Source organism: Hwanghaeella grinnelliae, from assembly GCF_004005845.1.
Taxonomy (GTDB): domain Bacteria; phylum Pseudomonadota; class Alphaproteobacteria; order UBA8366; family Aestuariispiraceae; genus Hwanghaeella; species Hwanghaeella grinnelliae.
In genome coordinates this window covers 1502445-1527305 of the sequence record NZ_SADE01000001.1, presented here as the reverse complement: position 1 = coordinate 1527305, position 24861 = coordinate 1502445, and the positions used below count along the sequence as shown (strand labels likewise).

The window sequence follows — 24861 nt, the reverse complement described above, 5'->3', positions numbered from 1 at the left end:
AGTCCCGCGATCGGCCTGATGGCATTTTTTTGCCGAACCAAGACTGGAAAGACCGGCCCGGGTGCGGTAGCTGTTCGGTGGGGCAAGCACGCATAGAACGGTGCGGCGTTTGGGTAGGATGGGTACGCGACACAGCCGAAGAACGGCTGGCCGCGCAGAATTCACGGATTTTCTTTATATGGACGCGGCGTATTGGGCGGCCCAAGGTGGGACCCTGATCGAACAGGGCACTGTTACAAGCTATGAGTACAAAATCATCGAATTATCCGGGTTCCGGTACAACGACACGAAAGTCATCGGACCCATCAATCTAGAAACGCGCCTTCAACTCTATAGCAGGACGCTGCCGCATATGGTTTCGGGCCAATATTTCGGCATCCTGGACAATACGGCCGGGTTTGAGAACGACTTTTCTTTCGACGCGATCAAACAGGTAGATCACCTTTTGCTCGATCAAGGCGTCACGCATTATTGCGGCGCCACGATCACGAATGACGTCGGCTATTCCAAGCTGATCAAATTGGCGCAGACCTATATGGAAACCATCGGCCTCAATGGCGCGCTTATCAGGGTGCCGAACTATGAGGATGCCAAAGCGTTCGTTCTTGAAAAAATTGCCGCGGCTGCGACCGCACGGGACGCGCAACCCTTGCACAACCCTCACTAGACTGCCAACCCCGCCCGACACCGGGCCTTGTTGGCATCATCAGGACATCTTTGAACGCGCTACACTGGATTCTTTGATAAGAAGATGATCAACTATCCGATGTGACAGCCATGTGATTTTCGGTTCAACGAAGCGCTGTATTAGGATGTTAGAGCCATCGTGACCCACAGAATCCAACACCAGTTGCGTCAGGACCCTGGCACGGGTTTCAGGCGTTTGCCCCCATGATCGGAAGCGGGGCAAACGTCGTCTTCAATGGCGCCGTGGAAAGCTACACGTTCACGACCTTCCGCGTGAAAGGCTTTCACCTGCACGAAATCAAGGTCGTCGGACCGATCGACCTGAGGGTCCGCATTCCGCTTTATCACGAAACACTGCGCCATTCCCTGCCACCACACTATTTCTGCATCATCGACAACTCGGCAGGCCACGAGAACACGGTGACTTTCGAGGACATCAGATTACTCGACAATATCCTGCTCGAAGGCGGTATCGAGTTTTACTACGGCGCCATCATCAGCAAAGACCAGGGTTACCCCAATATCATCAAGCTGGCGGAAGAAAACCTGTACACTGTTGGTATAAAGAATGAGCTCCTGCAGGTCGAAGATCGCCCCTCAGCAGAAGCCTTCATCAATCAGAAAATCGCCGAAGTTGCAGCGCTGCGCGACAGGAAAGCCTGACGCGCCGTCATCCGCTCGCCAAGATCGTCTCCACCATGCGCTGAACCTCCAGGGCTTCCTGAACGGTGGCCAGCGGGAACGCCCCTTCCGGCAGCGGCGTACCCGCGGTCAGCGCCGCCAGTTTATCCAATTGCCCTTTCAGCAGGATCGGCCGGGTTTCGGCCAGCGGCAGGCAGTCGGGATGTTCTTCCCATTCCCCATCCGCGCCAAGCTTCAGACCGCGCGTCCAATCGGCCAATCGGACCGACCCGTCGCGGCCCTTCAGGGTCCATTCGCAATGGTCGGGCTTGTCGGTCGTGGCTACCGACCCTTTCAGCGTGACGGGAATGCCGCCGGCTTCGATCTCGGCCGAAATCGCCGTTTCGCTGCTGTCACCGTCCGGACCATCGGGATAGGTGGCAGAGGCCGATTTCAGCACTATCGGGCCGACAAGCCGGCGGGTCAGGAATAGGAAGTGGCTCGCGATTTCCCGTGTGAAACCGCCCTGCTCGCGCTTGTCCAACCAGCCCAGCGCGTCCATCTGCCAGGGCCGCGGCCAGGCTGCATAGGCGAGGTCAATGGTCAGGCTTTCCACCTGGCCAACCGCTCCTTCTGCGATCCAGCGCCGTAGATGCTCGACACCGGGGGACGAGGCGAAAATGAAATTCACCGCCGCCCGCGCCTTGCGCTCCTCCACCTCATCGACGAAGGCAACAGCATCGCCAAGATCGACGGCAAGCGGCTTTTCGGTCAGCACGGACAAGCCCTTTTCCATCGCCCTGCGCGCATAGTCCAGATGGGTGACCGGCGGCGAGGCGATATACAGACAGTCCGAGGATGCGATGACAGCGTCCGGACCATCCTTGACCGGAACCGTGGGATGTTCCGCCGCGATCCGCGCCATGGTGTCGCCGGACGGATCCCAGATGCCGCCCAATTCGACGACCGACGGGTCGTGCCGCAGCACGGCATTCATCACCCGTTCCCCCATGATCCCGACGCCGATGATCCCAAGTTTCATTGCAGCCATGACTTCCACCCCCAGAAAAAACAGGACATTCGACCATAGGGTCGACTCGTTCGCCGGATACGGCAAGATTGCCTTTCCCCTCCCGGCGCTAATAGTTTTGGAATGCGGGTTTAGGTTCTAGCCGCGGCGCCGCAATGCGGCTTGGTTCATCGTTATTGGGGAAGCATCAATGTCCGGACCGTTGCAGGGAATTCGCATTGTCGATCTGACGCAGGTCGTTTCCGGCCCCTTGTCTACCATGCTGTTGGCGGACCAGGGGGCGGATGTCATCAAGGTGGAGAATACCGGCGCGGGCGATGTAACGCGGGAGGTTTCCACACGGCGTGGCGGGATGACCGCGTCCTTCCTGAACAACAACCGCAACAAGCGCTCGATTTCACTGAACCTGAAGGACGCCAAGGCGCTGGCGGTGGTTCAAAGGCTTTTGAAGACAGCGGATGTCTTCATCCACAATTTCCGCCCGGGCGTGGTCGCGCGGCTGGGCCTGGGTGAAGAAGACGTGCGAAAGATCCGCCCGGATATCGTCTATGCCTCGATCAGCGGTTTCGGGGAAAACGGCCCCTTCGCCAACAAGCCGGTCTATGACCCGCTGGTCCAGGCGCTGTCGGGCCTGACGACGATCCAGGGCGGGTCGGACGAGGCGCGGCCGCGGCTGGTCCGCACCATCGTGCCGGACAAGCTGACCGGCTTCACCATGGCCCAGGCCGTCACCGCCGCCCTGCTCCACCGCGAACGCACCGGCGAAGGCCAGCATGTGAAGGTTTCCATGCTCGACAGCGTCGTCTCGTTCCTGTGGCATTCCGACATGGGTGGGCACACTTTTGTCGGCGACGAGATCGAGAGCGAAAAGGCGCACAGTTTCATCGACCTGATCTATGAGACGACGACAGATTTCATCACGGTCGCGGTGAACACGGACAAGCAATGGTTCGCCCTGACCGAAGCGGTCGGCCACCCGGAATGGCGGGACGATCCGCGTTTCAACACGCCCGAGAAACGGCATGAGAATATCGACGCCCGGCTTGAACTGACGCAGGAAGCGCTGCGCACCAACAGCGCGGACTATTGGCTGAAGCACCTGGACGACCATGACATTCCCTGCGCCCAGGTTTTGAAGCGTAAGGAAATGATCGATCATCCCCAAATCGTCGAAAACGGCATGCTGGTGGAACTGGACCATCCGGTCGCCGGGCGGCTGCGCCAGGCGCGTCCCGCCGCGCAATTCTCCAAGACGGTGCCGGACCTGGACCACGGCGCGCCATTGCTTGGGGAACACACCGAGGAAATCCTGCGCGAAGCCGGCTACGATCAAGCCGAAATCGAGGCGCTGCTCACCAGCGGCGCGGCAAAAGCGGACGGTAAGGGGTAAGAGCATGACGACGCAGACAGTGATCGATTTCTATTACTGGCCGACCCCCAATGGCTGGAAGGTCTCCATCCTGTTGGAGGAATTGGTCGATGCGCTGGGCATCGACTACACGATGATCCCGGTGAATATCGGCAAGGGCGATCAGTTCAAACCGGACTTCCTGAAGATCAGCCCGAACAACCGCATGCCCGCCATCGTCGATCACGCCCCGCCCGCCGAATACGGAACCGAACCGGTGTCTGTTTTCGAATCCGGCGCCATCATGATTTACCTTGCCGACAAATTCGGCTCGTTCATCCCGAAGGATCCGCGCGGCCGGAAGGAATGCCTGGAATGGCTGTTCTGGCAGACCGGCAACCAGGGGCCGATGGGCGGTCAGTTGAGCCATTTCGTGAATTACGCCCCGGGCCGGGATCAGGGCGACAACGCCTATTCGGCGGAACGCTACGCCAATGAATACGACCGCTGCCTGGGCGTGCTGGACCGCCGCCTTGAGGGACGCCGCTTTATCCTGGGCGACGACTATACCATCGCGGATATGATCAATTGGCCCTGGGTGCTGATCGCCAAGCCGATGCTGTCCAAATCGCCGTTGGCCGATACCCCCTCGATGGATCTATCGGCCTATCCGAACCTCAGCCGCTGGCGGTCTGAGATCAAGGAACGCCCCCCCGTGCAACGTGGCGTCGACCTTGGCAAGGAGTCCCGCCGAAGCGCCCCGCCAAGCGATGAGGAACGAAAGGTCCTGTTCGGACAAAAAGGTAAATAGGTCGTGCATTAGGACGGAAAAAAGGGCGCCGAAGCGCCCTTTTCCGAAACCTCATGGCACCTGTAATCAAGCGCTTACGCGGCGCTTACGCCACCCGGCGAACCCAAGGCCCGCGATGGCGGCTGCCAAAAGCGGCAAGGCGGCCGGTACCGGAACAGCCGCGACGGATTTCGCCGTAAGATTGTCCCAATAGACCGTGCGATCCACGCCCGCGTCGGTATTGATGTTCTGCAGGATGATGTTGTCGATCGACTGGGTGCCAAACGCACCGGTCGTCAGAACTTGTTGTCCGGCGATGGAGAAGTTGAACACGTCGTTAACCGTGTCCAAGTCGATGGCCAAGTTGACGAAGGTGTCGAAAGAAAAGACCGGCGCCGTTGACGGGTCAACGAATTGCGTCCCGTCCCAGACTTGGAAGTCACTATCCGCGAATTCGATGATCGGAAAATGTGAAATTGTCGAACCATCGCCCTCGAAACCGGTTCCCCAAATTCCCGCGATCCGGCCCGTGTCGTTCTGGAAAGCCGAGTCGACATAGAAGTCGACGGAAATGGATGTCGCACCGACCGTGTCGAACTTGCGACCCTGCGTATTATAGAAGGAACTGGCGAAACCGCTCGGGCGGCCTGTCGCGCCGTCGGCGGACGAAATCGTATGGGCAAGACGGTTGTCGCCGTCAAAGAATTCAGACTCGAAGCCCGCGGGCGCGAAACGGTCAGTATACCAAACACCCGGTGCCTGGCTTGCCCCTAAAACGGGATCCGTGTCGAAGGTCTGCTCTGTCAGCGTTACGGCCCCTGCCTGGCCGGCCAAAACGATCGACGCCCCCATCACGGCCGCGGCAATTACTCCCCTACAATTCTTCATCCCTGCTCTCTCCCTATATTAGTAATATGGATATTCCCCTCTTCGTCTAACACACAATTATGGTTCCGATGTTTCTGCGGTCAGTAACAAGGCAAACCAACATGCACGTTTTCAATCACCAGTCACATTTCTTCGCCGCGGCATCCAAATACCATCAAAAAGCAAACTCCCCCGCCCAAACCAAGGGACGGGGGAGCATGTGCTTTGATTAGAGCGGGCGGCTAACGCCCACTTTCCTCCACTCTACGGCAACGGTTACTGGGTGGAAGCCGTCTTTTGTTCGAAACCGGTGACGGAGATCTCAACCCGACGATTCCGCGCTTCCCGAACACCATCCGCGGTGGCAACAGCCGGATCGGTCTCGCCTTCCGAGTCGGTCAGCATCCGCTTCAGCTTAGAGGTCGGCAAGCCATTGGCGATCAGGGCGTTACGAACGTTCTCCGCCCGTTTCTCTGAAAGCGCCTTGTTGTAGTCCGACGGACCAGCACGGTCGGCATGACCTTCCACATGGACGTTGATGTCATCCAGATCGGCGATGCTCTCGGTCAGCAAGCGGATCTTGCGTTCAGCGCTCTGCGTCAGCGTCGCGTCATCAAAGTCGAAGTAAATTACCTCACGGCTCAACTCCACGCGCGGCGGCAAGGCCAGCGGCTCGGTCTTGGCGACCGGGGCGGCCGGTTCCGCTTCGGCCTTCTTCGGCATCATCGCTTCGTGCAGGTCCAGCATCGCGGCGCGGAATCCTTCGCGGCACTGCGCGATATGATCGGTCTGCCAACCTTCTTCCTGCTGCTCGACCCAGCAATCGAACTTGGCCTGCGCATTGGCCGCACGGCCCGGCGCGATATTGCCGGCGCCCTTTTGCAGCGCGCCGATCAGTTCGACACGGGCGGCCTGCAATTCCTTCATGGCAGAAGGATCGTCGATGCTCCACTCTTCCGGCTTGAACGGCGACGGTGAGATATCCTTCTCAGCCATCATACCGCGTTCCGCATAGGTTTCGGCATCGATGTAGTCGTACATTTCTTCGTATTCATAGGCACTTAGAGTCTGATACTGACGCGCCAGTTCCGCATTGAAATCGGAGCCCGTCACAGTATGGCTTTTGAACTCTTCATAGTCCGGGAAGAGAATATTGGCGGCACTGGCCGGGGCCGCCGCAAAAGCGATACAGGCGGCCATGGTCGCAGTCGTCATCTTGATCTTGAAGCTCATTTAGATCTCCTTGATGTGGTTTGACGCCTTTACGGCGCTGGTGGATTGTGGTCGCGTCCGATTGGCGCGATTTGAAACTATGGTTTTGAAACGCGCGCCGTCGGTATGTATCGACCGGCTGCCTTCCTTGACCTATTAACGGCCCAGCCTTGCGGGCGTTGCATTCAGCATCTCGTTTTTTTTGAGGAAACAGCGGTGGTTAGAGAAGGAAACGGGCCGGAAGGCGACTTCCAGCCCGGAAAGAAGCCGGCCTGTAAATAGGCCGGCTAGAAAACAGAACGGTCGATCAGTGCGGCGACCATTCAGATAGCGCCGGAATCGGCCAGGGCATTAAAAGAGTAGATCTAGCGCCCTACCGCCCCGCAGGACGACCCGATCGGCGTAATTGCATCCAAATGGCTGCTGCACAGGACATTGGACACCGATTGCCAGACCCGCGCCTTCAGCGCATCGCCTGAGGCATGGATGTCGTTGGCCGTCAGCGCAACGCCGATCAGCATCAACGTCGCAAAGCCGGCGGCAACCATGGTTCCGGTCAGTCGGCTTTCCATCCTGCGCGCGACAATCGCGGCACGGGAAGACGCGGGAAAACCGGCACGGTCATTTACCTGGGTCAGGAACATCGTTGCCTCCATCAACTTGTCTGGCGTCAACCAGCCTGGTGAGAACCCCAATAGTGCTGGTTCAATAACGCCGGGGATGAAAAGAAGGTTGCATTCAATTGTGGCGAAAATCAGGACGGCATGTCGTTTTTTTTTCGATCACCATTACCCCGCAACCGTTCCCTACGATCAAAGGCGATATTACGGGACGGTAAAGCATCCAGGACTCCCTAAATGGGGGTTTCTATGTCAGAAGGAATAGGTAAGACGTACGGCAGAGCTTGGTTTCAGGCCAACGTTCACGACATCAGCAATACCAACGTGCCGGCGCCCTACAATGCATTGGGGGGTATAGTGTAACATTTCCGCCAGGTCGGCGGGACCGATGGGAATGCATTAAATTGAACACGACAGCCAGTGACGACCAGTCTATTCAACATTCTGAAAGCGCCCCTCATGACGGCATCCGCCACGTCGTCATCTTGAAAACCGCCACAGATTGGCGTTCCGTGCGCAGGATAGCCTCGCAGCAATTCAGAACATCCCCGGAAAACTGGCTGGTCTTCGTCATCACCCGGACGCCCGACGCCTTGGGCGATTTGTCCGACGCATGGACCGGGGATATAGGCTTCCTGGCCGAACGGTCCGGTGCGAAGACGGTGCTGGGCACCCGCGATGAACTGTTCGATCTTATGGGCAAGATCGGCGCCGGCCTGGACAACGTTCTGATCTTCCAGCCGAAAGGGATTATCGGCAAATACCTCGGCTATCGCCTCTACCGCAATTTGCGGTCGATACTGAAATCGGCGGAGCTGCACCGCATGGAATGCGATGCCCTGACCTCCGGTTATTCAATCGTCCATTCCGCCGAAAACCCAAAATCAGGCCGAAAGACCCTGTGGAACCTTGCCGGTGTTTTAGGGCTGGTGGGGCTCAGCGCCTATGTCTGCTGGGAGTTTCGCGCCTCTACCCCCATCGTCTTTCCCTACATGGTCATGATTACTTCAGTCGTCCTGTCGGCGGTTCTGTTCGGACGGTGGGGCGGCCTTGTTGCCGCCGCCGCGGGCATGTTGATGCTGAACTTCCTGTTCGTCATCCCGATCAGGTCGATCAAGATCGACAGCGTCGAAGACATCATGACTTTGGTCATTTTCCTTGTCGTCGGCTCCCTCACCAGTGTTCTCGTTGGCCGCGCGGCCGATTTGCTCAGTTCGGCGCGGGAGAAACAGGCCTTCAACGAAATCGTCCTGAAAATTTCTCGGAAGCTGACGGAAACCGTCACGCTTGAGAAAGCTTATGAACTTGTGGCCGGCGAACTCGAAAAGCCGCTGAACGCCCGTGTCTTCATTGTCGACTATCGCTATGGAGAGAAAGTCTTCGCCGCCGAACTGGCCAAGCAGACGGGATACGATATCCTGCCCGCCGATCTCTTAGCCGCCCAGATCGCCCTGGAAACGGGCGAACCTACCGGTTACGGGACCAGCGTCGCGAACGACACGATTCTACACTTCCAGCCGATTTCGGGCGGCAACAATCCGTCTGGGTTGATCGTGATCGACAAGATCGAAGAGCAGAAACTGGCCGACCCGCGGATCCGCGTGTTGATCGAGGTGGTCGCCGACTTGTCCGGCATAGCCGTCGAACGGATCATCGCGGAAGAAGAAGTCGAACAGGTCAGGGCAAAGGAAACGACCGAGAACCTGCACAACACGGTTTTGTCAGCGGTGTCGCACGATTTCAGAACGCCGCTGTCCACCATTATCGGCAGCGCGACCAGCCTGCAGGCCTTCAGAGACAAATACGACGAAGAAACAATCAATAGCCTGCTGGACGATATCTACAACGAAGCCTCACGGCTGGATCGGTTCGTCGCGGAAGTGCTGGACCTAACGAAACTGGAACATGACGACCTGGAGTCGCGCCTGGAACCGGTCGACCTTGTCGACATCGTCGATACGGTCGCGGAGTCGATTTCGTCCCACTTGGCCAATTTCAATTTCGAGCGCGACTTCGATCACCCCATCCCCTTCGTTAGCGGCGAAGCGTTGCTGCTTGAAAAGATCGTCCAGAATTTCCTGGAAAACGCCACCAAATATTCCGGCGCCGGCAGCAACATTACCGCAATCCTGAAAAGCAACGGCTCAACAGTTGTCTTCACTGTCGCGGATTCGGGCGTTGGCATAGCGCCTGAGAATCTAGAAAGGATTTTTGAGCGCTTATTCAAGGTTCGTCACGCCTCGCACACGGAAAGCAGCCCAGGGCTCGGATTGAGTATTTGCAAGGAAATCGCTCGGCTTCACGGTGGGCGCGTTTGGGCGGAAAGCGACGGACAGGGCAAAGGGTCCCGTTTCAACCTGGAACTGCCCGTCGATAATGTCATCGTATTGGAAAATTCGGAGATGACCGGTTAGGGTATCCCCATGAAGGTATTAGTTGTCGACGACGAAGCACCAATCCGCCGTTTCCTCACCGCCAGCTTGACCGCGCATGGGAACGAAGTCCGCCAGGCTGAAGATGGGAATTCCGCGATCCGGGAATTCACCACTTGGAATCCGGATGCCATGATCCTCGACCTGGGACTGCCGGACCAGGACGGTTTGGACGTGCTGCGCACCATACGCGAATTTTCCGAGACACCGGTTATTGTTCTTTCCGCCCGCCACCACGAGTCCCAGAAGATTTCCGCGCTGGATGTCGGGGCGAACGATTATGTAACCAAGCCTTTTGGCATGGGGGAATTGCTGGCCAGGTTGCGCCGGCTGTTCCGGGACTTCTCGGAGGCTGAAAGTGCCGGCGAGGATGGGTCGCTGAAGGTGGGAACCTTGAGCATCAACATGGCCCAACGGTCGGTAGAATTGGCCGGCCAGCCTATTCGCCTGACCAAGAAGGAATTCGACATTCTGGCCTTCATGGTGCGCCACCCGGGCAAGGTGCTGCAGCATTCACAAATTTTGGAAGAGTGCTGGGGCGCGGCCTATCGGGATCAAACCCACTACTTGCGCGTCTATATCAAGAATTTGCGCGCCAAGCTGAAAGACGATTCCGACGATCCGCGCATAATCGTAACGGAACCCGGCGTCGGTTACAGGATCGTACCCGACGCCGGGCTTATTTAACCGGCAAGGGGGGAGGACCTTACTGGCAGGTTCGGGCCGGTCCTCACCGGTTAAAACTTCAAAACGAATTAGGCTGCCATACTGAAGTCGCTGTCATTAACGGCGAAACCGATTTGATCCCGGAGCTTGATGCGGGCGCGGCTGAGGCGGGATTTCAACGTCCCTACCCGTTCGTTGCGGGCCTCGGCAATCTGCTGATACGGCATATCGTAAACCGCCACATCGCGAATAAGCGCCTGGTCTTTCTTGGGTAGCGTCTTGATCGCGCGATCGGTCTGCTTCAGCAACAGAGAGACGGCCTGATCGGCGGGGCGCGAATTCATTTCCTGCTTAGACACAAGCTCTACATGGGCGCTCCGGACCTTGTCGTGGCGCTTCCCCGACAGGAACAGGTTGCGCATCATCGTAAACAACCAAGCCCGAAGGTTAGTGCCCGGTTCGAATTGCTCGGCCTTCACAAGGGCACGTTCGACACAATCCTGAACCAGATCATCCGCATCGGCGCGGCGCGAGTGACCGACCAGGGACATGGCAAATCGTTCCAGATGCGGAATTTGATCGGAAATCTGTTCGCGAACGATACACATCTTGAAAGCTCCTTATTTGCGTCTGCGTTTGTGCGACGCCTTGAATATGGAGCGGATCCCCGTGAAGGTTCGATGTGTGATTCACGGCCTGGGCATAAAGATTTCATAAAGAAAAAACAGGCCCGCCACGGCAAAAATACGATAAGTTTTTGTTTTATATATATTATTCTGTTTTCAACGTTATATCGACGTATATAAACGCGCCTGTAAAAATACGCCCCTGGCCGGGTAAGGAAGGCTTATTCGGTCCCTTTCCCGTGCAGGGATTTCATCGCTTCATCGGCCAGGGACTTGATCTCAGCCTCGTCCACGATCGTGGCGCTGCAGCACTCCATGTCCTGCATGATCGCCTTGACCTGATCGCGAAGGACAGACCGCACAGCGTCCCGACGCGCGAAAGAAGATAAGACCTTTATCTTGGCCAGCATATGCGCCGTCACGTCGGGCTTGCCTGCTGCGGCGAGGCGGATCCGATCGAAGGCATTGAACACGATATCCTCCGGCCCTGTGGTTACGGCCCAAAGGCGCGCAACGCCATCTTCGTCGCAATACCGTCCGTTGGGGACTGTTTTGCTGAACATGGCCGCCAGAGAGGCGGAGAACTGGTCGACAACCTGGATGGCGGTATAGTTGTCGTTGATACCCGGCGACAGGGCCCTGACCGCAATTTCCACCAGATGGCGCACCGAATACTCCAGATCCTGCGTCGGGGTCCGCGTTGTGTCGATGGTGATCGCACCGCCGATCGCATCCAAAAGCGTCCGTGCCTCATCCGTACCGTCTTTGACGCCATGGATCCATCCGACGCGTTCGCCCGCGATGCCGTAATAGCCCGCGGAAACATCTATCCGAACCAACGCGTCGGCTGCGGCGGCCCTTTCGACGACGGTCTTGTACCCAATATGCTGGATGTAACCCGATTGCCGCAATTCCAACGGCACGCCGGATTTCTCAAAATCAGACGGCAGGTCGGCCAATTCTTCAGATTCATCCTCCGTGCCTTCGTCTTCCGCCAAGCGGTCGATGGTATGATTCAACTCACGCGAGACACGGTAAATCACACTGTCGGCCATGCAGGACTGTGCGATGTGATGAACGAAACCCAGCAATACGAACAGGTTTACGAAAACCACTAGAAATACGAAAGCGATCGTCGTCTGGGGAACCGGCTGGTCTGGTTGCCGGGAATGCAGGATCACCGTCAGGACGAAACAAGCGACAATGGCGCCGAAGAACATCCCAATGAAGTCTTTCGTCCGCCGGTCCGACATGACGGATTTGATCAATCGCGGTCCTAGCTGAGAGGCCGCAAGCGACAGGACGACAATGGTGATGGAAATCGACAGGGTGGCCATGGTGATCATGGCCGATAAAAGCGTGGCGACGACGGTCTTTGCGTCTGCAGCTTCGCCCTGGAACAACGTTATCGGTTTATGGAATATCTCAGGATACGCTATTTCCGCGGTATACAAACCCGCCGTTACTATAAAGAAACCAATGCAGTACAGCGCCGGCACCAGCCACAAATTCGCTTGCAGGGCCATCAGGGAATTGAACAGGCGCGCCAGGGTCTGACGACCCAGATTTATTGGAAAACTAAGTGGCGAATTCGACGGCGAAGTCATGCCCATCCCCTATTTGCTAGTAACACTTCGCCGTAAAAACACCGCCGGTCCGAAGCGCGCCCGGGAAGGGCGGCTCCGGCTGCGGTGTTCAATCGTGCGTCACTGCGGAGGTCTGCGCCCCTGCACCACCCCGACAACAGCTGCCAGAATGAATAGCACGATGAAGACGAAGAATAGAATCTGGGCTACGTCGACAAAGGCCGCCGCGATGCCGCCGAAGCCGAATACAGCCGCGACAAGCGCCAGAATCAAACACAGAATTGCCCACCTAATCATCATTAACTCCTTAATTTTCCTCTAAATTTCTGACCCATGCAACAACAGAGGCTTCGCGATCAACGCGCCTCAAGCCAAGCGTTGACTTCCTTGCGCGCCTCTTCCTCGACCAAGCCGTAGCGTTGCTGCAGTTTGCCGATCAATTGGTCGACATTGCCGTCGACCTGATCGATTTCATCGTTGGTCAAACGGCCCCATTTTTCCTTGGCCTGGCCTTTTAGTTCCGTCCAGCGGCCTTTCAAAATTTGCTCGTTCATCACGATCTCCTTTCCACCGTTACTCTCAAAATGTCGGCTTGGGATTTCGACGGTGTAACTGGCGTCGCCCGCCGACTTGTATTGAGACAACGCTCGATACACCGGCTTGGTTGCGAAATTCGCGGGAAATTCGCGGAATCCCGAGCCGAACCGGATTGGGGCGGAAAAATTCAAACCACGTTGCAACCGCCCGTACGGCCGGCGCGTTGTTGGGTCAGATGCCACAGTGAAAGGAGGCAATAATGTTGAAACTTTTGAAAACCACCGCCCTCGCTTCTACGGTCGCCCTGACCACCGGAGTCGCTGCCGCTGGAATCGCCACCGCCGGAATCGCGAACGCAGCCGATAGCCACGACACCGCCTCGGTTCAGATCGCGGCGGCATCGAACGATCAGGAAACGACCTTCGAAGAGCAAAAGAAGGCCATCGAAGAAACGTTCGACAGTTGGACGGACCAGATCGCCAAACATTTGGAAGCGGCGGATGATAACGCCGAGAATGTCGCCGAAGATGCCGGCGAAGCGCTGGATGAAGCATGGGCCGATGTCCAAAGTTCTTGGGACGAGGTCCAGGAAGCCAGTGAGGAAAACTGGGAAGAGGCCAAAGCGAAGTTCGATGAATCGATCAAACGCCTTGAGGCCGCCTGGAACGAACTTCAGGGCGGTTAACCCTCCCCTTGAAGTCAATCCAACCGGATAACACGGTGCCGCGTCGGCAGCCTCGGACAACGACGCTGCCGATGCGGTTCCCGCGTGCCGGTTGGGAACTATATAATCGAATGCGTACAGATCCATTACCTCTAGAGAAACAGCTATGAGGCAGATCGCACTTTTAGGACTTATACTTTGCGTGGCGTCCCTGTTGATGTCGGCACGCATGGCCGACGGATCCGTCGGAGCCCTGGTTGAAAAAAGCGTCGAGATCTTAAAGGCCGTAGAAGACGACGCGGCGCAAGCGCCCGGACCGTCTTCCGCGCATTTCAACCTGGATTAGGCGGAACGGAGCCTGCGAGACAGGTTCGGCGGCGCCGGACAGTTTCGGCAGCGCCGGACTGGCCGAAACCCTTTGCTGCGCTCCCTTCCCGCCTGCATCACAAAATCGCCTCATTTTCCAGGCAACCTCGGTACATTGCCGAGCGTTACTTCCCCATACGGTCCCGGTGGACAAATCAGAATTTGACCGAAACCGGACGTAACAAACGTGTTTAAGACCGTTTTGAACGTGACCAAGGAGATTTAAGATGACCCATAGCAAATCCCTCATCGCCGCCTCCATCTTGACCTTGGGGCTGGCAACCGGCTGCACGAACTTGAACGACACGCAACAGAGCACGCTGAGCGGCGGAGCCATCGGTGCGGGTGTCGGCGCGGCCGGCACGCTGATGACGGGCGGCTGCGTCAGCTGCGGTGCGGCCATCGGCGCGGGCGTAGGCGCCGCGGCCGGTTATGTGAAAGAAAAAATGGAAGAGGCCGAGTAAACGTCTCCATCAATTGATCCTCCCCTTATGCCGAACCCGTCAGGCCGGTCTCCCTCACCGGCTGGGCGGGTTCGTTCTTTTTTGCCGGCCTTGATTTTGACCGATCAAACGACCGGACCCATCAGGCTGCGGATTCCGTATCCTGCATATCGTTGTGCGGGATAACGCGTTCTTCGGGGAACACGATCCGCACCGTTGTACCGGCCCCGACCTCGCTTTCCATGTCGAAAGTCGCCCCGTGCATTTTTGCCAGAGCGCAACTTAGCGGCAAACCGAGGCCGAACCCGTCCTTGGCCGTGTCGGCCTGGTCCTGCGACCGCTTGAACGGCTTCAGGATGGTTTCCAATTCTTCCGCCGCGATCCCCTTGCCTGTATCGGCAACCGTCACATAGAGGCCGCCCGCCCCCTTGCGTCCTGCCCCGACCGAAACGGTGACGGTTCCACCGTCCGGGGTGAACTTATTCGCGTTTGTCAGCAGGTTGAGCAGAATCTGGCGAATCTTGAGCCGGTCGGCCAGGATACAGCACGCGTTCTCTTCCTGGTTCAGAACAACCCGCTGCTTCTTGCTTTCGAAATCCTTCTGCGTCATGGCGTAGCACTCGGCCACGACATCCTTGAAACAGACGATCTCCTCATCGAGCGAATCCTCGCCGGCTTCGATTTTGGAGATATCCAGGATATTGCCGATCAACTTCCTAAGATGCGTGCTCGCGAAGATGATGTTCTCGACATATTCCTTGTACTTTTCGTGCCCGATCGGTCCGAAGATCTGCATCTGCATCATCTGCGAAAAACCAAGAATGGCGTTAAGCGGCGTCCTCAATTCATGGTTCATATTCGCCAGGAAGGCGGATTTTACGCGGCTGGCCTCCTCCTGATGGCGGAGTTCCAATTCCAATTCCTGCTGCCGGTTGTGGGCGCGTGTCGACCGCCTTGCGATCAGTCCCGACCAGACACTGATCCATAACACGACAAGAATGGCGATGACCGACGGAACGAAATACAGTCGCGCCCGGGTCAGCCAGGTGTCGTCCGGACGCTGAAAAGCCAAAAACAGTTCGCCTCCATGCCCTGGCATCGAAGCGTCGATCCAGACGAAGATCGACCCATCCGCATCAAAGAACATCTGCTGCGGCTCAAGATTTCTGTTGTTTTGGATATGGGCGACCAACGCCGCCCTTCCGGGCGTCGCGCGATCGGGCCCCAAAATCGTCGCCTTCCCCTCACCGTCCAAGCCGAACGCGAAGAAAGTGCCGGATTCCATGAACGCCCGGTCGCTCAAGGACGCCAATATATCCTCCGGCGTCATTTCCGCAGACCCTGGCACCGCCAAAAGGGCGCGGAGGATGCGTTGCTGATTGATGATGCTGAGCGATGTCGCGGATTCGAGAGAAACGGCGCCGAGAAAAACGAAAACGAAAAAACTGACAACGGCGACGGCGACAACCGTCAGCTTATCCTTGCGCACGTCAGCCTTCGCTCCGCCTCGAACTCAACCCGGCCAAGTGATACACGGGGCAAAACCCGATGACGGCCGAGACCACGTTCAAGACGCCGAACAGGCCGACAGCGACGCTGACCCAGGTATTCGCGATGAAGCTGCTGTCGAAGAACCCGGCCCATACTAAAATACCGCCCAACACGAGCCTGAGCGCACTATCCAATATATGCATATTCTTATTGAACACGGGTTCCTCCCACGCGGTTATCCTTACCCAGCCACGTTCTTCCGCAATGACGCGAGGGCCGGTTGGATCCACTATAGTAGAAAACCGTAAATCAGTGATTAACAATATTATTCTGAGCGCCTCGGACATCCCGCTCAATGCGGTGCCACATAGGACCCATGCGCATCCTTGAAACGAGCCCAAGCCGCTTCGCCGGCGCGCGCAGCTTCATCGATCAGGGCTGTCTCGTCCACGCCCGTCACGCGACCGTCCTCGACGACGATCCGGCCATCGACCATGACCGTTTCGATATCCTTGCCGTGACCGTGATAAACCAATGTCCGGACCGGATCGTTCAGCGGCGCAAGGCCATAGCGCCGGGCATCCACGATCTGCAAATCCGCCTTCTTGCCGATTTCCAGCGACCCGATCTGGTCGGCCATGCCCATAACCTCTGCCGACCGTATCGTGGCATCCGCCAGGGCATCCATAGACTGAACCACCGAGGGATCGTTGGCGCGAATGCGGGCAACCGCGATGCGTGAGCGGATCACCTCGAAATGGTCGGAGAAATAGTTATCGATGCCCAGGCCCACGCGGACCCCATGCTCCCGCAGGGTCTCAGCCGGCGCGATGGCGCCCCGGAACTGGTTCATCAGCGGGCAATGGGCAAGCGCCGCGCCTGATAGCGCCAGCCTTTCAACATCTCCGTCTTCCAATTGATAGCAATGAACCGCAATGGCGCGTTCATCCAGGAAGCCGTTATCGCGGCAAAAATCGAATACGCCCGCACCGGAATGCACCGCCTTCACGTCCGGCGCTTCACCGATCCCAATATGCATGGAAACCGGCACGCCCAAGCGATCCGCGACGTCGCGCAAGGCCCGCAGCAATTCGGGCGACGACGTGGACGCAGTGTTGGCGGCCATCACCGCGGTCAGTCGACCATTGGCCCGTCCGTGCACCTCTTCAGCCAACCGCGTAGATTGCGCGATTTGCGCGGCGCGGATCGCCTCATCGAACACGATACGGCCTTGCTTCAGCGCCGCGACGTCGATATCGCTCGCCATGATGCCAAGCGCCGCGCGCATACCGATTTCCTCTACGAAAGCGGCGGAAACATCCGCATCCTCTTCCATCTGCAGGACGGTAGTGACCCCGCCCCGCAGCAGCTCGGCGGTCGACAGCGCCGCCAGCAGGGCGCGTTCCTCGCGCGCCAGGATCGTGCTCATGGGCACGTAGAGGCCCATCACCGCGTCATGCCCGATATCTTCGGCCCGCCCGCGAAACACGGAATAGCCGAGGTGATTGTGCACACTGACGAAGCCCGGCAGCACGACGCGCCCGCGCCCGTCGATGCGCTTGGCCACATCGGGGTTCCGCGCCTCGACCTCAGCCGACGGCCCGATATCCGCGATCCGATCCCCACGCACCACGACTGCGCCCGGCTGGTAAATGGTGCCACTGCCATCGACGGTAATGACCGTCGCGTTGGTGATGATCGTATCCATGTTGGAAACCTTTAACGCAAACTTCCCGGCAGCTTCAGATCCTCGTTCCAGGCGCATTCAATGTCGATACCTTAGATATCTTGGCAGCCTGTACATCTAGTTTGCACTCGACAATTCCGCCGCGACCGGGAGATTTTTAGCAAACCGCGCGATGAACGTGCTGTATAGACACGGGTCCCGAAGCGGATTGTCGTATTTGGATGCTTTCAGATTAAGGTTTACAACATTGCCTCTATTCGGAGCCTTATTCTCGCTGGCTTCAAACTCGATCAGGAATCTGTATACGGCGGATTCTTGTTTTATGTATGGGTTCCCAACGGAGAAAAGCCCGTTCGCGTCCTGTTCCCCCATCGCAACAGTTTCGCCCTCGACCGAATAGAACATGCGGATGACAAAACCGAAATCATGCATCGTTCGCGCTATGGCGCTGTTCACTTGCTGTAGAGTCACGTTGGTTGCCCGGTAGTTCTCCCCGACATCAGCAACAAGAGTTATGCTGAGATCGTCAGGCTTGGTGAACGAACAGACGTTACTCAACCAGTAGTCTAACGGTTCGGCACGGACAGCTTGCAAGGGGCAAGCGATCAGAATTGCGAGTATTACAGCCCCAATATGGCTATTCGGCATCGGTCTCTCTCACCTTCGCGCCGGCAGCCGTTACAAGTTCAACCAGGAACTCTTTCTTCAAGGCGGCATTGCTACCGCGCACGCCAACACCGCCGGATGTCGTCGCGAACTTCGTCAATCGGCCGTCCATCTCCATATACGCGCCGCGTTCGTCTTCACCACGCGTCGCAACGATCGACATGTAGGATTGCACTCTTTCCTCGCTCGAGAATGCACTGCCGGTGAACAATCCAGCGATTAGGCTTTTTGCCAGCTTCTCTCCAAAGGAGAAATCCTTCCGGAAATACGCCGAAACGATAAGCGGATCGGTATTGTTCTTGAACGGACTGAATCCCTTCTCGCGAAGAATAGGCGCCATGGCCTCAAAGAGGGTTTCACCGTCAATCGGGTCGAACCGGACTACCGGTGCACCCTCCACTTGTTCGCGCAGTTCCACCAGACTGACGCCCCGCGCAATCGAATTATCCTTTGGAGTCTTTGCTGTGGCACATCCTGCCAGCGCGGCACACACCAGGAGAACAAGCAAATTATGTTTGCGCTTCACACTACCTCCACGCACTCGGCTGTATGACAATGGAGCAAACACGCCACAAGGCCCCACTCCTTTCAATCGGATTCATACTATTTTTATCAACTACGGGTAACTGCCCAGGCATCGGGAAACATGTTCCAAATACAATTGCCTGTAATGCCTACCCCAGTATCCCCGGCAGGTTCAGTCCCTTTTCCTTGGCGCAATCGATGGCGATGTCGTAGCCGGCATCCGCATGGCGCATGACGCCGGTGGCGGGGTCGTTCCACAGCACGCGGCCGACGCGCTTGGCCGCGTCTTCCGTCCCGTCACAGACGACGACCATGCCGGCATGCTGGCTGAAGCCCATGCCGACGCCGCCGCCATGATGCAGCGACACCCAGGTCGCGCCACTGGCAGTGTTGAGCAACGCGTTGAGCAGCGGCCAGTCGGAAACGGCGTCGGAGCCGTCTTTCATGCCTTCCGTCTCGCGGTTCGGGCTGGCCACCGATCCTGAATCCAGATGGTCGCGGCCGATGACGATGGGGGCCTTCAATTCGCCGGACGCCACCATCTCATTGAACGCCAGGCCCAACCGATGCCGATCACCCAGCCCGACCCAGCAAATCCGCGCCGGCAGGCCCTGGAAAGAGATCCGCTCCCGCGCCATGTCGAGCCAATTGTGCAGGTGTTCGTTGTCGGGCAGCAGTTCCTTCACCTTGGCGTCGGTCTTGTAGATGTCTTCCGGGTCGCCGCTGAGCGCGCACCACCGGAACGGCCCGACGCCCCGGCAGAACAGCGGGCGGATATAGGCGGGCACGAAACCCGGAAAATCGAAGGCGTTTTCCAGCCCTTCCTCGAACGCCACCTGGCGGATGTTGTTGCCGTAGTCGAGCGTCGGCACGCCCGCTTTCCAGAAATCCAGCATCGCCTGCACATGCACCTTCATGGAGGCACGGGCGGCCTTTTCCACAGATTTGGGGTCGCTCTCCCGCTTTTCCCGCCACTGCGCCAGGGACCAGCCCTGCGGCAGATAGCCGTTGATCGGGTCATGGGCCGAGGTCTGATCGGTGACGATATCCGGATGCACCCCGCGCTTCACCAATTCCGGGAAAACATCCGCCGTATTGCCCAGCAACCCGACCGAAACCGCACGCCTTTCGGACGTCGCCTTGTTTATGATGGCCAGCGCATCGTCCAGCGTCGTCGCCTTTTCGTCCACATACCGCGTACGCAGGCGGAAATCGATGCGGGTCTCGTCGCATTCGACGGCCAGACAACTGGCGCCGGCCATGGTGGCGGCAAGCGGCTGCGCGCCGCCCATACCGCCAAGACCGCCGGTCAGAATCCACTTGCCGGTCAGGTCGCCCTGGTAATGCTGGCGGCCGGCTTCCACGAAGGTCTCGTAGGTGCCCTGCACGATGCCCTGCGACCCGATATAGATCCAAGATCCCGCCGTCATCTGGCCGTACATCATCAGGCCGACCTTATCCAACTTGTGGAAATGGTCCCAAGTCGCCCAATGGGGCACCAGATTGGAATTGGCGATCAACACCCGCGGCGCGTTCTCATGCGTCTTGAACACACCGACCGGCTTGCCGGACTGGACCAGAAGGGTCTCGTCTTCCTCCAGCCCTTCCAGGCTGGCGGCGATGCGGTCGAAATCGGTCCAGGTCCGCGCCGCCCGGCCGATGCCGCCATAGACCACCAGTTCATGCGGGTTTTCCGCAACGTCCGGGTCCAGATTGTTCATCAGCATCCGGTACGGCGCTTCGGTCAGCCAGGATTTGCAATTCAGCTCCGTTCCCGTCGGCGCGCGCACGGTGCGGGTATTCTTGCGGTCTGCGGTCGCGTCGGTGCTCATCACATCACTCCTCCGAATTTGGGAAAGCCTTCCACCCCTGAAATGCCGGGCAGGTCGCCGCTGGCGACGATGGCCCGCGCCGCTTCCAGATCTGGCGCCATATACCGGTCTTCCTGCAACATCGGGATGCGGGCGCGCAGATGGGCCAATACCTTCTGCAAAGCGGGACTGGTCTTCAACGGCCCCCGCAGATCCACCCCCTGCCCCGCGATCAACAGTTCGATCCCGATAATGCCGGCCAAATTGTCCAGCATCGGCAGCAGACGGCAGGCCCCGTGCGCGGCCATGGAGACATGATCTTCCTGGTTCGCGCTGGTCGGCGTTGAATCGATAGAGGCCGGCGCGGCCTTCTGCTTGTTCTCCGACTGCAGCGCCGCCGATGTCACCTCTGCGATCATGAAGCCCGAATTGACGCCGGGCTTGGGCGTCAGGAAAGGCGGCAGGCCATAGCTCAAAGCAGGGTCCACCAGCATGGCGACACGCCGCTGGGCGATAGATCCGATCTCCGCGATGGCGAGCGCCATCTGGTCGGCGGCGAAGGCCACCGGTTCCGCATGGAAGTTCCCGCCCGACAGGATCTCCCCGGTGTCGGGGAAGACGAGCGGGTTGTCGGTGACCGCATTGGCTTCCCGCTCCAGCGTCCCGGATATATGGGTCAACAAGTCCAGGCAGGCCCCCATGACCTGCGGCTGGCAACGGATGCAATACGGGTCCTGAACCCTCTCATCGTCTTCACGATGCGACTCGCGGATTTCGCTATCCTCCAGCAGGGCGCGCAACGTCATGGCGGCGGCGATCTGTCCCGGCTGACTGCGCAGGGCGTGGATTTCCGGCCGGAAGGGCGCCGCCGATCCCATCGCTGCGTCCGTCGCCAGGGCGCCGGTGATCAAACCCGCATTAAACAGATCGGCCGCGCGATAGAAGGCGGCGAGCGCCACGGCGGTCGAAAACTGAGTGCCGTTGATAAGCCCCAGTCCTTCCTTCGCGGCCAACACCACCGGCGTGAGTCCGGCCTTTTTCAGCGCCGCGCCGCCCGGCATGCGTTGCCCGTCGTAGAAGGCTTCCCCCTCCCCGATCAGCACCGCGGCCAAATGGGCCAGCGGCGCCAGATCGCCGGAAGCGCCGACCGATCCCTGCATCGGGATCAACGGGGTGACGCCGCGCGCCAAAAGATCCTGCATCAAGGCCAGGACCGGCCATCGCACACCGGATGCCCCGCGCCCGAGGGAATTGATCTTCAACGCGATCAGCAGTCGGGTTTCCGCTTCCGGCAGGATCGGTCCGATGCCGGCGGAATGGGACAGGATCAAATTGCGCTGCAGGGTTTCCGTGTCTTCCGGAGAAATCCGGGTCTGGGCCAGTTTCCCGAAACCGGTATTCACCCCGTAATAGGGGGCCTTTCCCGCGGCGGCGCGGGCCACGAGGTCCGAGGCGCGATCGACATTTTCTTGCGCGCCATCGGCCAGGACGACCGGCGCCCCTTCGTTCAAAACCTTATGGAAAACTTCCAGACTGCCGGCACCCGGGTCCAGCACAATCGGATCAGACATCAAACACCCCTACCCATTTATGCCGAGCACGATGATCGCTGAAAGATCAGTGTGCAAGGCCCGAATGAGGAGTGAAATTGCTAATCCGCGACGCGGCAATCCGGCCCGCCATCCGCCAGGTCAAAGCGGCAACCGAGCGATTTATACTCTTTCAACGCGGCGTTGATGCGTCGGCCCGTATCCGCAAGTTCCTTGCGCAGGAAAATATGCAGCGCCGACTCGGAGATTTTAATTTTGCGGTAGGTTTCCAAACTGGGAAATCGGCGAAGCGTATAATTGTCGATGGGAATCACGCCCACCCGGCCCTTTAAGAACAATCCGACCAAATGTGCATATTCATTGGCAACAACCGTTTTCGCGAAACGCGGCGCTAGCTTCGAATGCCAATTGAACCCACGCACAATGCCGATCGTGACAGCGTCCGCGTCGCTCAGCGTGTTGAAGGCCGGGTCATTCACGACGATGAACCCTTCCCCCCTCACTGTCGGCTCCTCCAGCATGAAGGCGAATTCCGACACCGTTTCCAGATAGGACGTTACACGGTCGATTTCTCCGTCCAGCGTTCCCTGTTTAAGGAGCTCCGTCGTCCTATTCGCGGGTAATAAGACGAAGTGATGGCAAATACCAACCCGGTTCAGGGCACGTCCCAGATTCTCGTGAAGTCTTCCCGCCAGCGTCAGTCCCACCGCATCGGTCGAGCCCAACCGCAGGCAGTCATCGGCGTAGGCGAAAAAGCTCACCTGTATCGCCAAGGCGGCAATCAAGGCGGCAAGAAAAAGCCGCGACACCACAGTCTGAAAATCAACCAACCTGTCGCGGAATGTCATGAGGCGGGACGGCCGGAATATGGTTCTCTTTTCAATTCCGTGGCCGGGAAGGCCTCGCTTCCGCATTCAATCTGTGAACACAGCAAGGCCAAGGAGTCCGGGGGGGCGCGCCCCTCTGTTTCGCCCACGTCGGAGCAGGTCGGCCCACCTTTTTCCTTCTGAAACGAACACCCGCGGCTTTTGAAGGCCCGAATAGCGCCACCGATCTTTTCCGCCAGATCCGCATGGGAGCGGTGAAGGACGAAATGCAGCGTGGTCTTGTGTACCACCTTGGACGAAAGCGCGGCGAGTTCGGGGTAATCGTCCCGCAGGAACCCGCCGACCAGAATGGCGTCGACACGGCCGTTCCGCAGCATTTCCATAAGCTGTTCCATGTCGTTGGCGACGAACGTCTGGCCGGCATTTTCCAAAGCCGCCCGGTGCCATCTGACGCCGCGCAGCATGCCGATTGTCAGGTCGCCCTCGGCCGTTTCGGGAAGATCGATACCGGCGCGCGCCACCAGGTACCCGTTCGCCTCGGCCAAAGGCTCCTCCACCAGGACGGCCGCATCCGCCACCGCGCGTCCATATTCCCTGACACGGATCAACTCGCCGTCGATCTCTCCCCGCAGAAGCGCTTCGGTCAGCCGCTTCGGCGGTCCGGTTACGGTCTCGACGCAAAGATTCAAGGAAGTGAGGACGGTCCGTATGTTCGCTTCCACCCTATCATCAGCGGAATGCTTTTCGCCGAAAGACGAGCCGATGCGCAGGCAGGGCGCCTGCTGTGCGAAGGCGGCTTCCGCCGTGATCGCCGCCAGCAGCAGCATCACCGACACAGCCCGAAATGCACGCATCATGCGTGAAACCTCTACTGAGTTCATGAATATCTGCCCCGCCGCATAACCATAGCCGAAAACTGGAATTTGAAAATGTATTTTGGCTGGGTTCGATATCAGGGCATGTCCGTCTTCAACGGTTCCCGGCAGCCGGCGGATTCCGCAACCCGCAAGCGGGCCCGCCACGGAATTTTTCAAAAACGCATCCGGCGGACTTGTAGAACCTTACGGCTTCCGCAATCGCCCCCCGCAGGGCCGCCTTTCGTTTGTGCAGAACGACATAGGCTGTGAGTTCAGCGACTGTTGACCGGTGCGCGTGCTCCAACTTTGGGAACCTCTCCAAATTGTACTCGTCAATAAGGATCGCTTTCACTCTCCGGTTCAGCAACATCTCTGCCAATTGCGAAGAATTATTCGCGACGGCGACCCGGGAATGGGCGCTGGCAAGCTCCTCTTGCCAAACATACCCCCGCAAGATGCCCAACATGCCTGTTCCCAGGTCGCGCACCGATCCAATCGAAGGATCGAGGGATACAAACAGCCCGACGGCCTCAACAACCGGCTCATCGACTGTTACCGCCACATCGCCGACACGTTTCAAATAGGATGGAACCCGAACGAATTCCCCGTCGATTTCACCATGGAGGAGCGCTTGTTCAATGCGTTTTCCGGGCAACGGACTGGCCGTAACGCAAATCCCAACGGCGTTGAGAGCGAGCATAATGTTGCCGGAAAGAATCCGGCCGGACACATCCTGTTCGTCGAAGGCACGGCCAAAGACCAGGCAATCACTCGCCGACGCAAATGCAAGACCCGGCAATGCGATGGCAACGCCCACCACAAACATCAGGGCAACACTGGGCCGGTACATCCGCCCCTCCGTCTCGACGCCATCTCCCGCTCGGTCGCCTGCAATGACGCAGACCAGACCGGAAAAACATCCTACAGTAGAATGATAGGTTGACTAGCCCCA

At 58.3% G+C, this 24861-nt stretch carries 27 protein-coding genes; 9 read left to right on the top strand and 18 right to left on the bottom strand.

Going from position 1 to position 24861, the window contains the following annotated elements; translation table 11 throughout:
• Positions 1-178 precede the first annotated feature (178 nt).
• Positions 179-667 (top strand): hypothetical protein, encoded by a 489-nt coding sequence (locus tag EOI86_RS07040; RefSeq protein WP_127764379.1) that lies wholly within the window; start codon positions 179-181, stop codon positions 665-667.
• Positions 668-891: 224 nt separating this feature from the next.
• A complete protein-coding gene (locus EOI86_RS07035; RefSeq protein WP_127764378.1) occupies positions 892-1350 on the top strand; it encodes a hypothetical protein in 459 nt (152 codons plus the stop codon).
• 7 nt (positions 1351-1357) lie between these two features.
• Here EOI86_RS07035 and EOI86_RS07030 read toward each other — a convergent pair whose 3' ends face one another.
• Positions 1358-2425: a Gfo/Idh/MocA family protein gene (locus EOI86_RS07030; RefSeq protein WP_240035581.1), complete on the bottom strand. Its 1068-nt coding sequence runs from the start codon at positions 2423-2425 to the stop codon at positions 1358-1360.
• Between the two features lie 103 nt (positions 2426-2528).
• Between EOI86_RS07030 and EOI86_RS07025 the strand changes: the two genes are divergently transcribed.
• The gene (locus EOI86_RS07025; protein ID WP_127764377.1) at positions 2529-3728 is read left to right on the top strand and encodes a CaiB/BaiF CoA transferase family protein; all 1200 of its coding nucleotides are present in this window, start codon (positions 2529-2531) and stop codon (positions 3726-3728) included.
• A gap of 4 nt (positions 3729-3732) precedes the next feature.
• The gene (locus EOI86_RS07020) at positions 3733-4497 is read left to right on the top strand and encodes a glutathione S-transferase C-terminal domain-containing protein (protein WP_338033038.1); all 765 of its coding nucleotides are present in this window, start codon (positions 3733-3735) and stop codon (positions 4495-4497) included.
• 66 nt (positions 4498-4563) lie between these two features.
• Here the strand turns inward: EOI86_RS07020 and EOI86_RS07015 are convergent, their stop codons facing one another.
• The 3 genes from EOI86_RS07015 to EOI86_RS07005 all read right to left on the bottom strand — a co-directional run bounded on the left by EOI86_RS07015 (position 4564) and on the right by EOI86_RS07005 (position 7199).
• A complete protein-coding gene (locus EOI86_RS07015; protein WP_127764376.1) occupies positions 4564-5364 on the bottom strand; it encodes a hypothetical protein in 801 nt (266 codons plus the stop codon).
• A gap of 255 nt (positions 5365-5619) precedes the next feature.
• The gene (locus EOI86_RS07010; RefSeq protein WP_127764375.1) at positions 5620-6576 is read right to left on the bottom strand and encodes an OmpA family protein; all 957 of its coding nucleotides are present in this window, start codon (positions 6574-6576) and stop codon (positions 5620-5622) included.
• 344 nt (positions 6577-6920) lie between these two features.
• Positions 6921-7199 carry a hypothetical protein gene (locus EOI86_RS07005; protein ID WP_127764374.1) on the bottom strand — a complete coding sequence of 93 codons (279 nt, stop codon included), beginning with the start codon at positions 7197-7199 and terminating at the stop codon, positions 6921-6923.
• A gap of 380 nt (positions 7200-7579) precedes the next feature.
• Between EOI86_RS07005 and EOI86_RS07000 the strand changes: the two genes are divergently transcribed.
• The gene (locus EOI86_RS07000; protein ID WP_127764373.1) at positions 7580-9589 is read left to right on the top strand and encodes an ATP-binding protein; all 2010 of its coding nucleotides are present in this window, start codon (positions 7580-7582) and stop codon (positions 9587-9589) included.
• 9 nt (positions 9590-9598) lie between these two features.
• The gene (locus tag EOI86_RS06995) at positions 9599-10294 is read left to right on the top strand and encodes a response regulator (protein WP_127764372.1); all 696 of its coding nucleotides are present in this window, start codon (positions 9599-9601) and stop codon (positions 10292-10294) included.
• A gap of 68 nt (positions 10295-10362) precedes the next feature.
• On the opposite strand, the gene EOI86_RS06990 is transcribed toward EOI86_RS06995, so the two are convergent.
• The 4 genes from EOI86_RS06990 to EOI86_RS06975 all read right to left on the bottom strand — a co-directional run bounded on the left by EOI86_RS06990 (position 10363) and on the right by EOI86_RS06975 (position 13039).
• Complete coding sequence (locus EOI86_RS06990) at positions 10363-10881, bottom strand: RNA polymerase sigma factor (protein WP_127764371.1); 519 nt, start codon at positions 10879-10881, stop codon at positions 10363-10365.
• A 239-nt stretch (positions 10882-11120) separates the two neighbouring features.
• A complete protein-coding gene (locus EOI86_RS06985; protein ID WP_161973732.1) occupies positions 11121-12506 on the bottom strand; it encodes a DUF2254 domain-containing protein in 1386 nt (461 codons plus the stop codon).
• 99 nt (positions 12507-12605) lie between these two features.
• A complete protein-coding gene (locus tag EOI86_RS06980; RefSeq protein WP_127765161.1) occupies positions 12606-12782 on the bottom strand; it encodes a DUF1328 domain-containing protein in 177 nt (58 codons plus the stop codon).
• A gap of 59 nt (positions 12783-12841) precedes the next feature.
• Positions 12842-13039: a CsbD family protein gene (locus tag EOI86_RS06975; protein WP_127764369.1), complete on the bottom strand. Its 198-nt coding sequence runs from the start codon at positions 13037-13039 to the stop codon at positions 12842-12844.
• A 242-nt stretch (positions 13040-13281) separates the two neighbouring features.
• Between EOI86_RS06975 and EOI86_RS06970 the strand changes: the two genes are divergently transcribed.
• From EOI86_RS06970 to EOI86_RS06960, 3 genes are all read left to right on the top strand, one after another.
• Positions 13282-13707 (top strand): type 2 periplasmic-binding domain-containing protein, encoded by a 426-nt coding sequence (locus tag EOI86_RS06970; RefSeq protein ID WP_127764368.1) that lies wholly within the window; start codon positions 13282-13284, stop codon positions 13705-13707.
• Between the two features lie 145 nt (positions 13708-13852).
• Complete coding sequence (locus EOI86_RS06965; RefSeq protein WP_127764367.1) at positions 13853-14032, top strand: hypothetical protein; 180 nt, start codon at positions 13853-13855, stop codon at positions 14030-14032.
• A gap of 247 nt (positions 14033-14279) precedes the next feature.
• Complete coding sequence (locus EOI86_RS06960; RefSeq protein WP_127764366.1) at positions 14280-14516, top strand: YMGG-like glycine zipper-containing protein; 237 nt, start codon at positions 14280-14282, stop codon at positions 14514-14516.
• Between the two features lie 121 nt (positions 14517-14637).
• On the opposite strand, the gene EOI86_RS06955 is transcribed toward EOI86_RS06960, so the two are convergent.
• From EOI86_RS06955 to EOI86_RS06910, 10 genes are all read right to left on the bottom strand, one after another.
• Positions 14638-15984: a sensor histidine kinase gene (locus EOI86_RS06955; protein WP_127764365.1), complete on the bottom strand. Its 1347-nt coding sequence runs from the start codon at positions 15982-15984 to the stop codon at positions 14638-14640.
• A 1-nt stretch (position 15985) separates the two neighbouring features.
• Positions 15986-16204, bottom strand: a complete 219-nt coding sequence (locus EOI86_RS24535; RefSeq protein WP_161973731.1) for a YgaP family membrane protein — start codon at positions 16202-16204, stop codon at positions 15986-15988.
• Between the two features lie 134 nt (positions 16205-16338).
• Positions 16339-17694: an amidohydrolase family protein gene (locus EOI86_RS06945; RefSeq protein ID WP_161973730.1), complete on the bottom strand. Its 1356-nt coding sequence runs from the start codon at positions 17692-17694 to the stop codon at positions 16339-16341.
• Positions 17695-17790: 96 nt separating this feature from the next.
• Positions 17791-18321 carry a hypothetical protein gene (locus tag EOI86_RS06940; RefSeq protein ID WP_127764362.1) on the bottom strand — a complete coding sequence of 177 codons (531 nt, stop codon included), beginning with the start codon at positions 18319-18321 and terminating at the stop codon, positions 17791-17793.
• Positions 18311-18865 (bottom strand): hypothetical protein, encoded by a 555-nt coding sequence (locus EOI86_RS06935; RefSeq protein WP_127764361.1) that lies wholly within the window; start codon positions 18863-18865, stop codon positions 18311-18313. The genes EOI86_RS06940 and EOI86_RS06935 overlap by 11 nt, the downstream gene beginning before the upstream one ends.
• Before the next feature lie 148 nt (positions 18866-19013).
• Positions 19014-20696 carry a urocanate hydratase gene (hutU, locus tag EOI86_RS06930; RefSeq protein WP_127764360.1) on the bottom strand — a complete coding sequence of 561 codons (1683 nt, stop codon included), beginning with the start codon at positions 20694-20696 and terminating at the stop codon, positions 19014-19016.
• Entirely contained in the window at positions 20696-22246 is a 1551-nt protein-coding gene (hutH, locus tag EOI86_RS06925) for a histidine ammonia-lyase (protein WP_127764359.1), read from the bottom strand. Before hutH ends, hutU begins: the two co-directional genes overlap by 1 nt.
• A gap of 80 nt (positions 22247-22326) precedes the next feature.
• On the bottom strand, positions 22327-23073 hold the full coding sequence (locus tag EOI86_RS06920; protein ID WP_127764358.1) for a type 2 periplasmic-binding domain-containing protein: 747 nt from the start codon (positions 23071-23073) through the stop codon (positions 22327-22329).
• A complete protein-coding gene (locus tag EOI86_RS06915) occupies positions 23070-23909 on the bottom strand; it encodes a type 2 periplasmic-binding domain-containing protein (protein WP_127764357.1) in 840 nt (279 codons plus the stop codon). The genes EOI86_RS06920 and EOI86_RS06915 overlap by 4 nt, the downstream gene beginning before the upstream one ends.
• A 112-nt stretch (positions 23910-24021) precedes the next feature.
• Positions 24022-24759 (bottom strand): hypothetical protein, encoded by a 738-nt coding sequence (locus EOI86_RS06910; RefSeq protein ID WP_127764356.1) that lies wholly within the window; start codon positions 24757-24759, stop codon positions 24022-24024.
• Positions 24760-24861 lie beyond the last annotated feature (102 nt).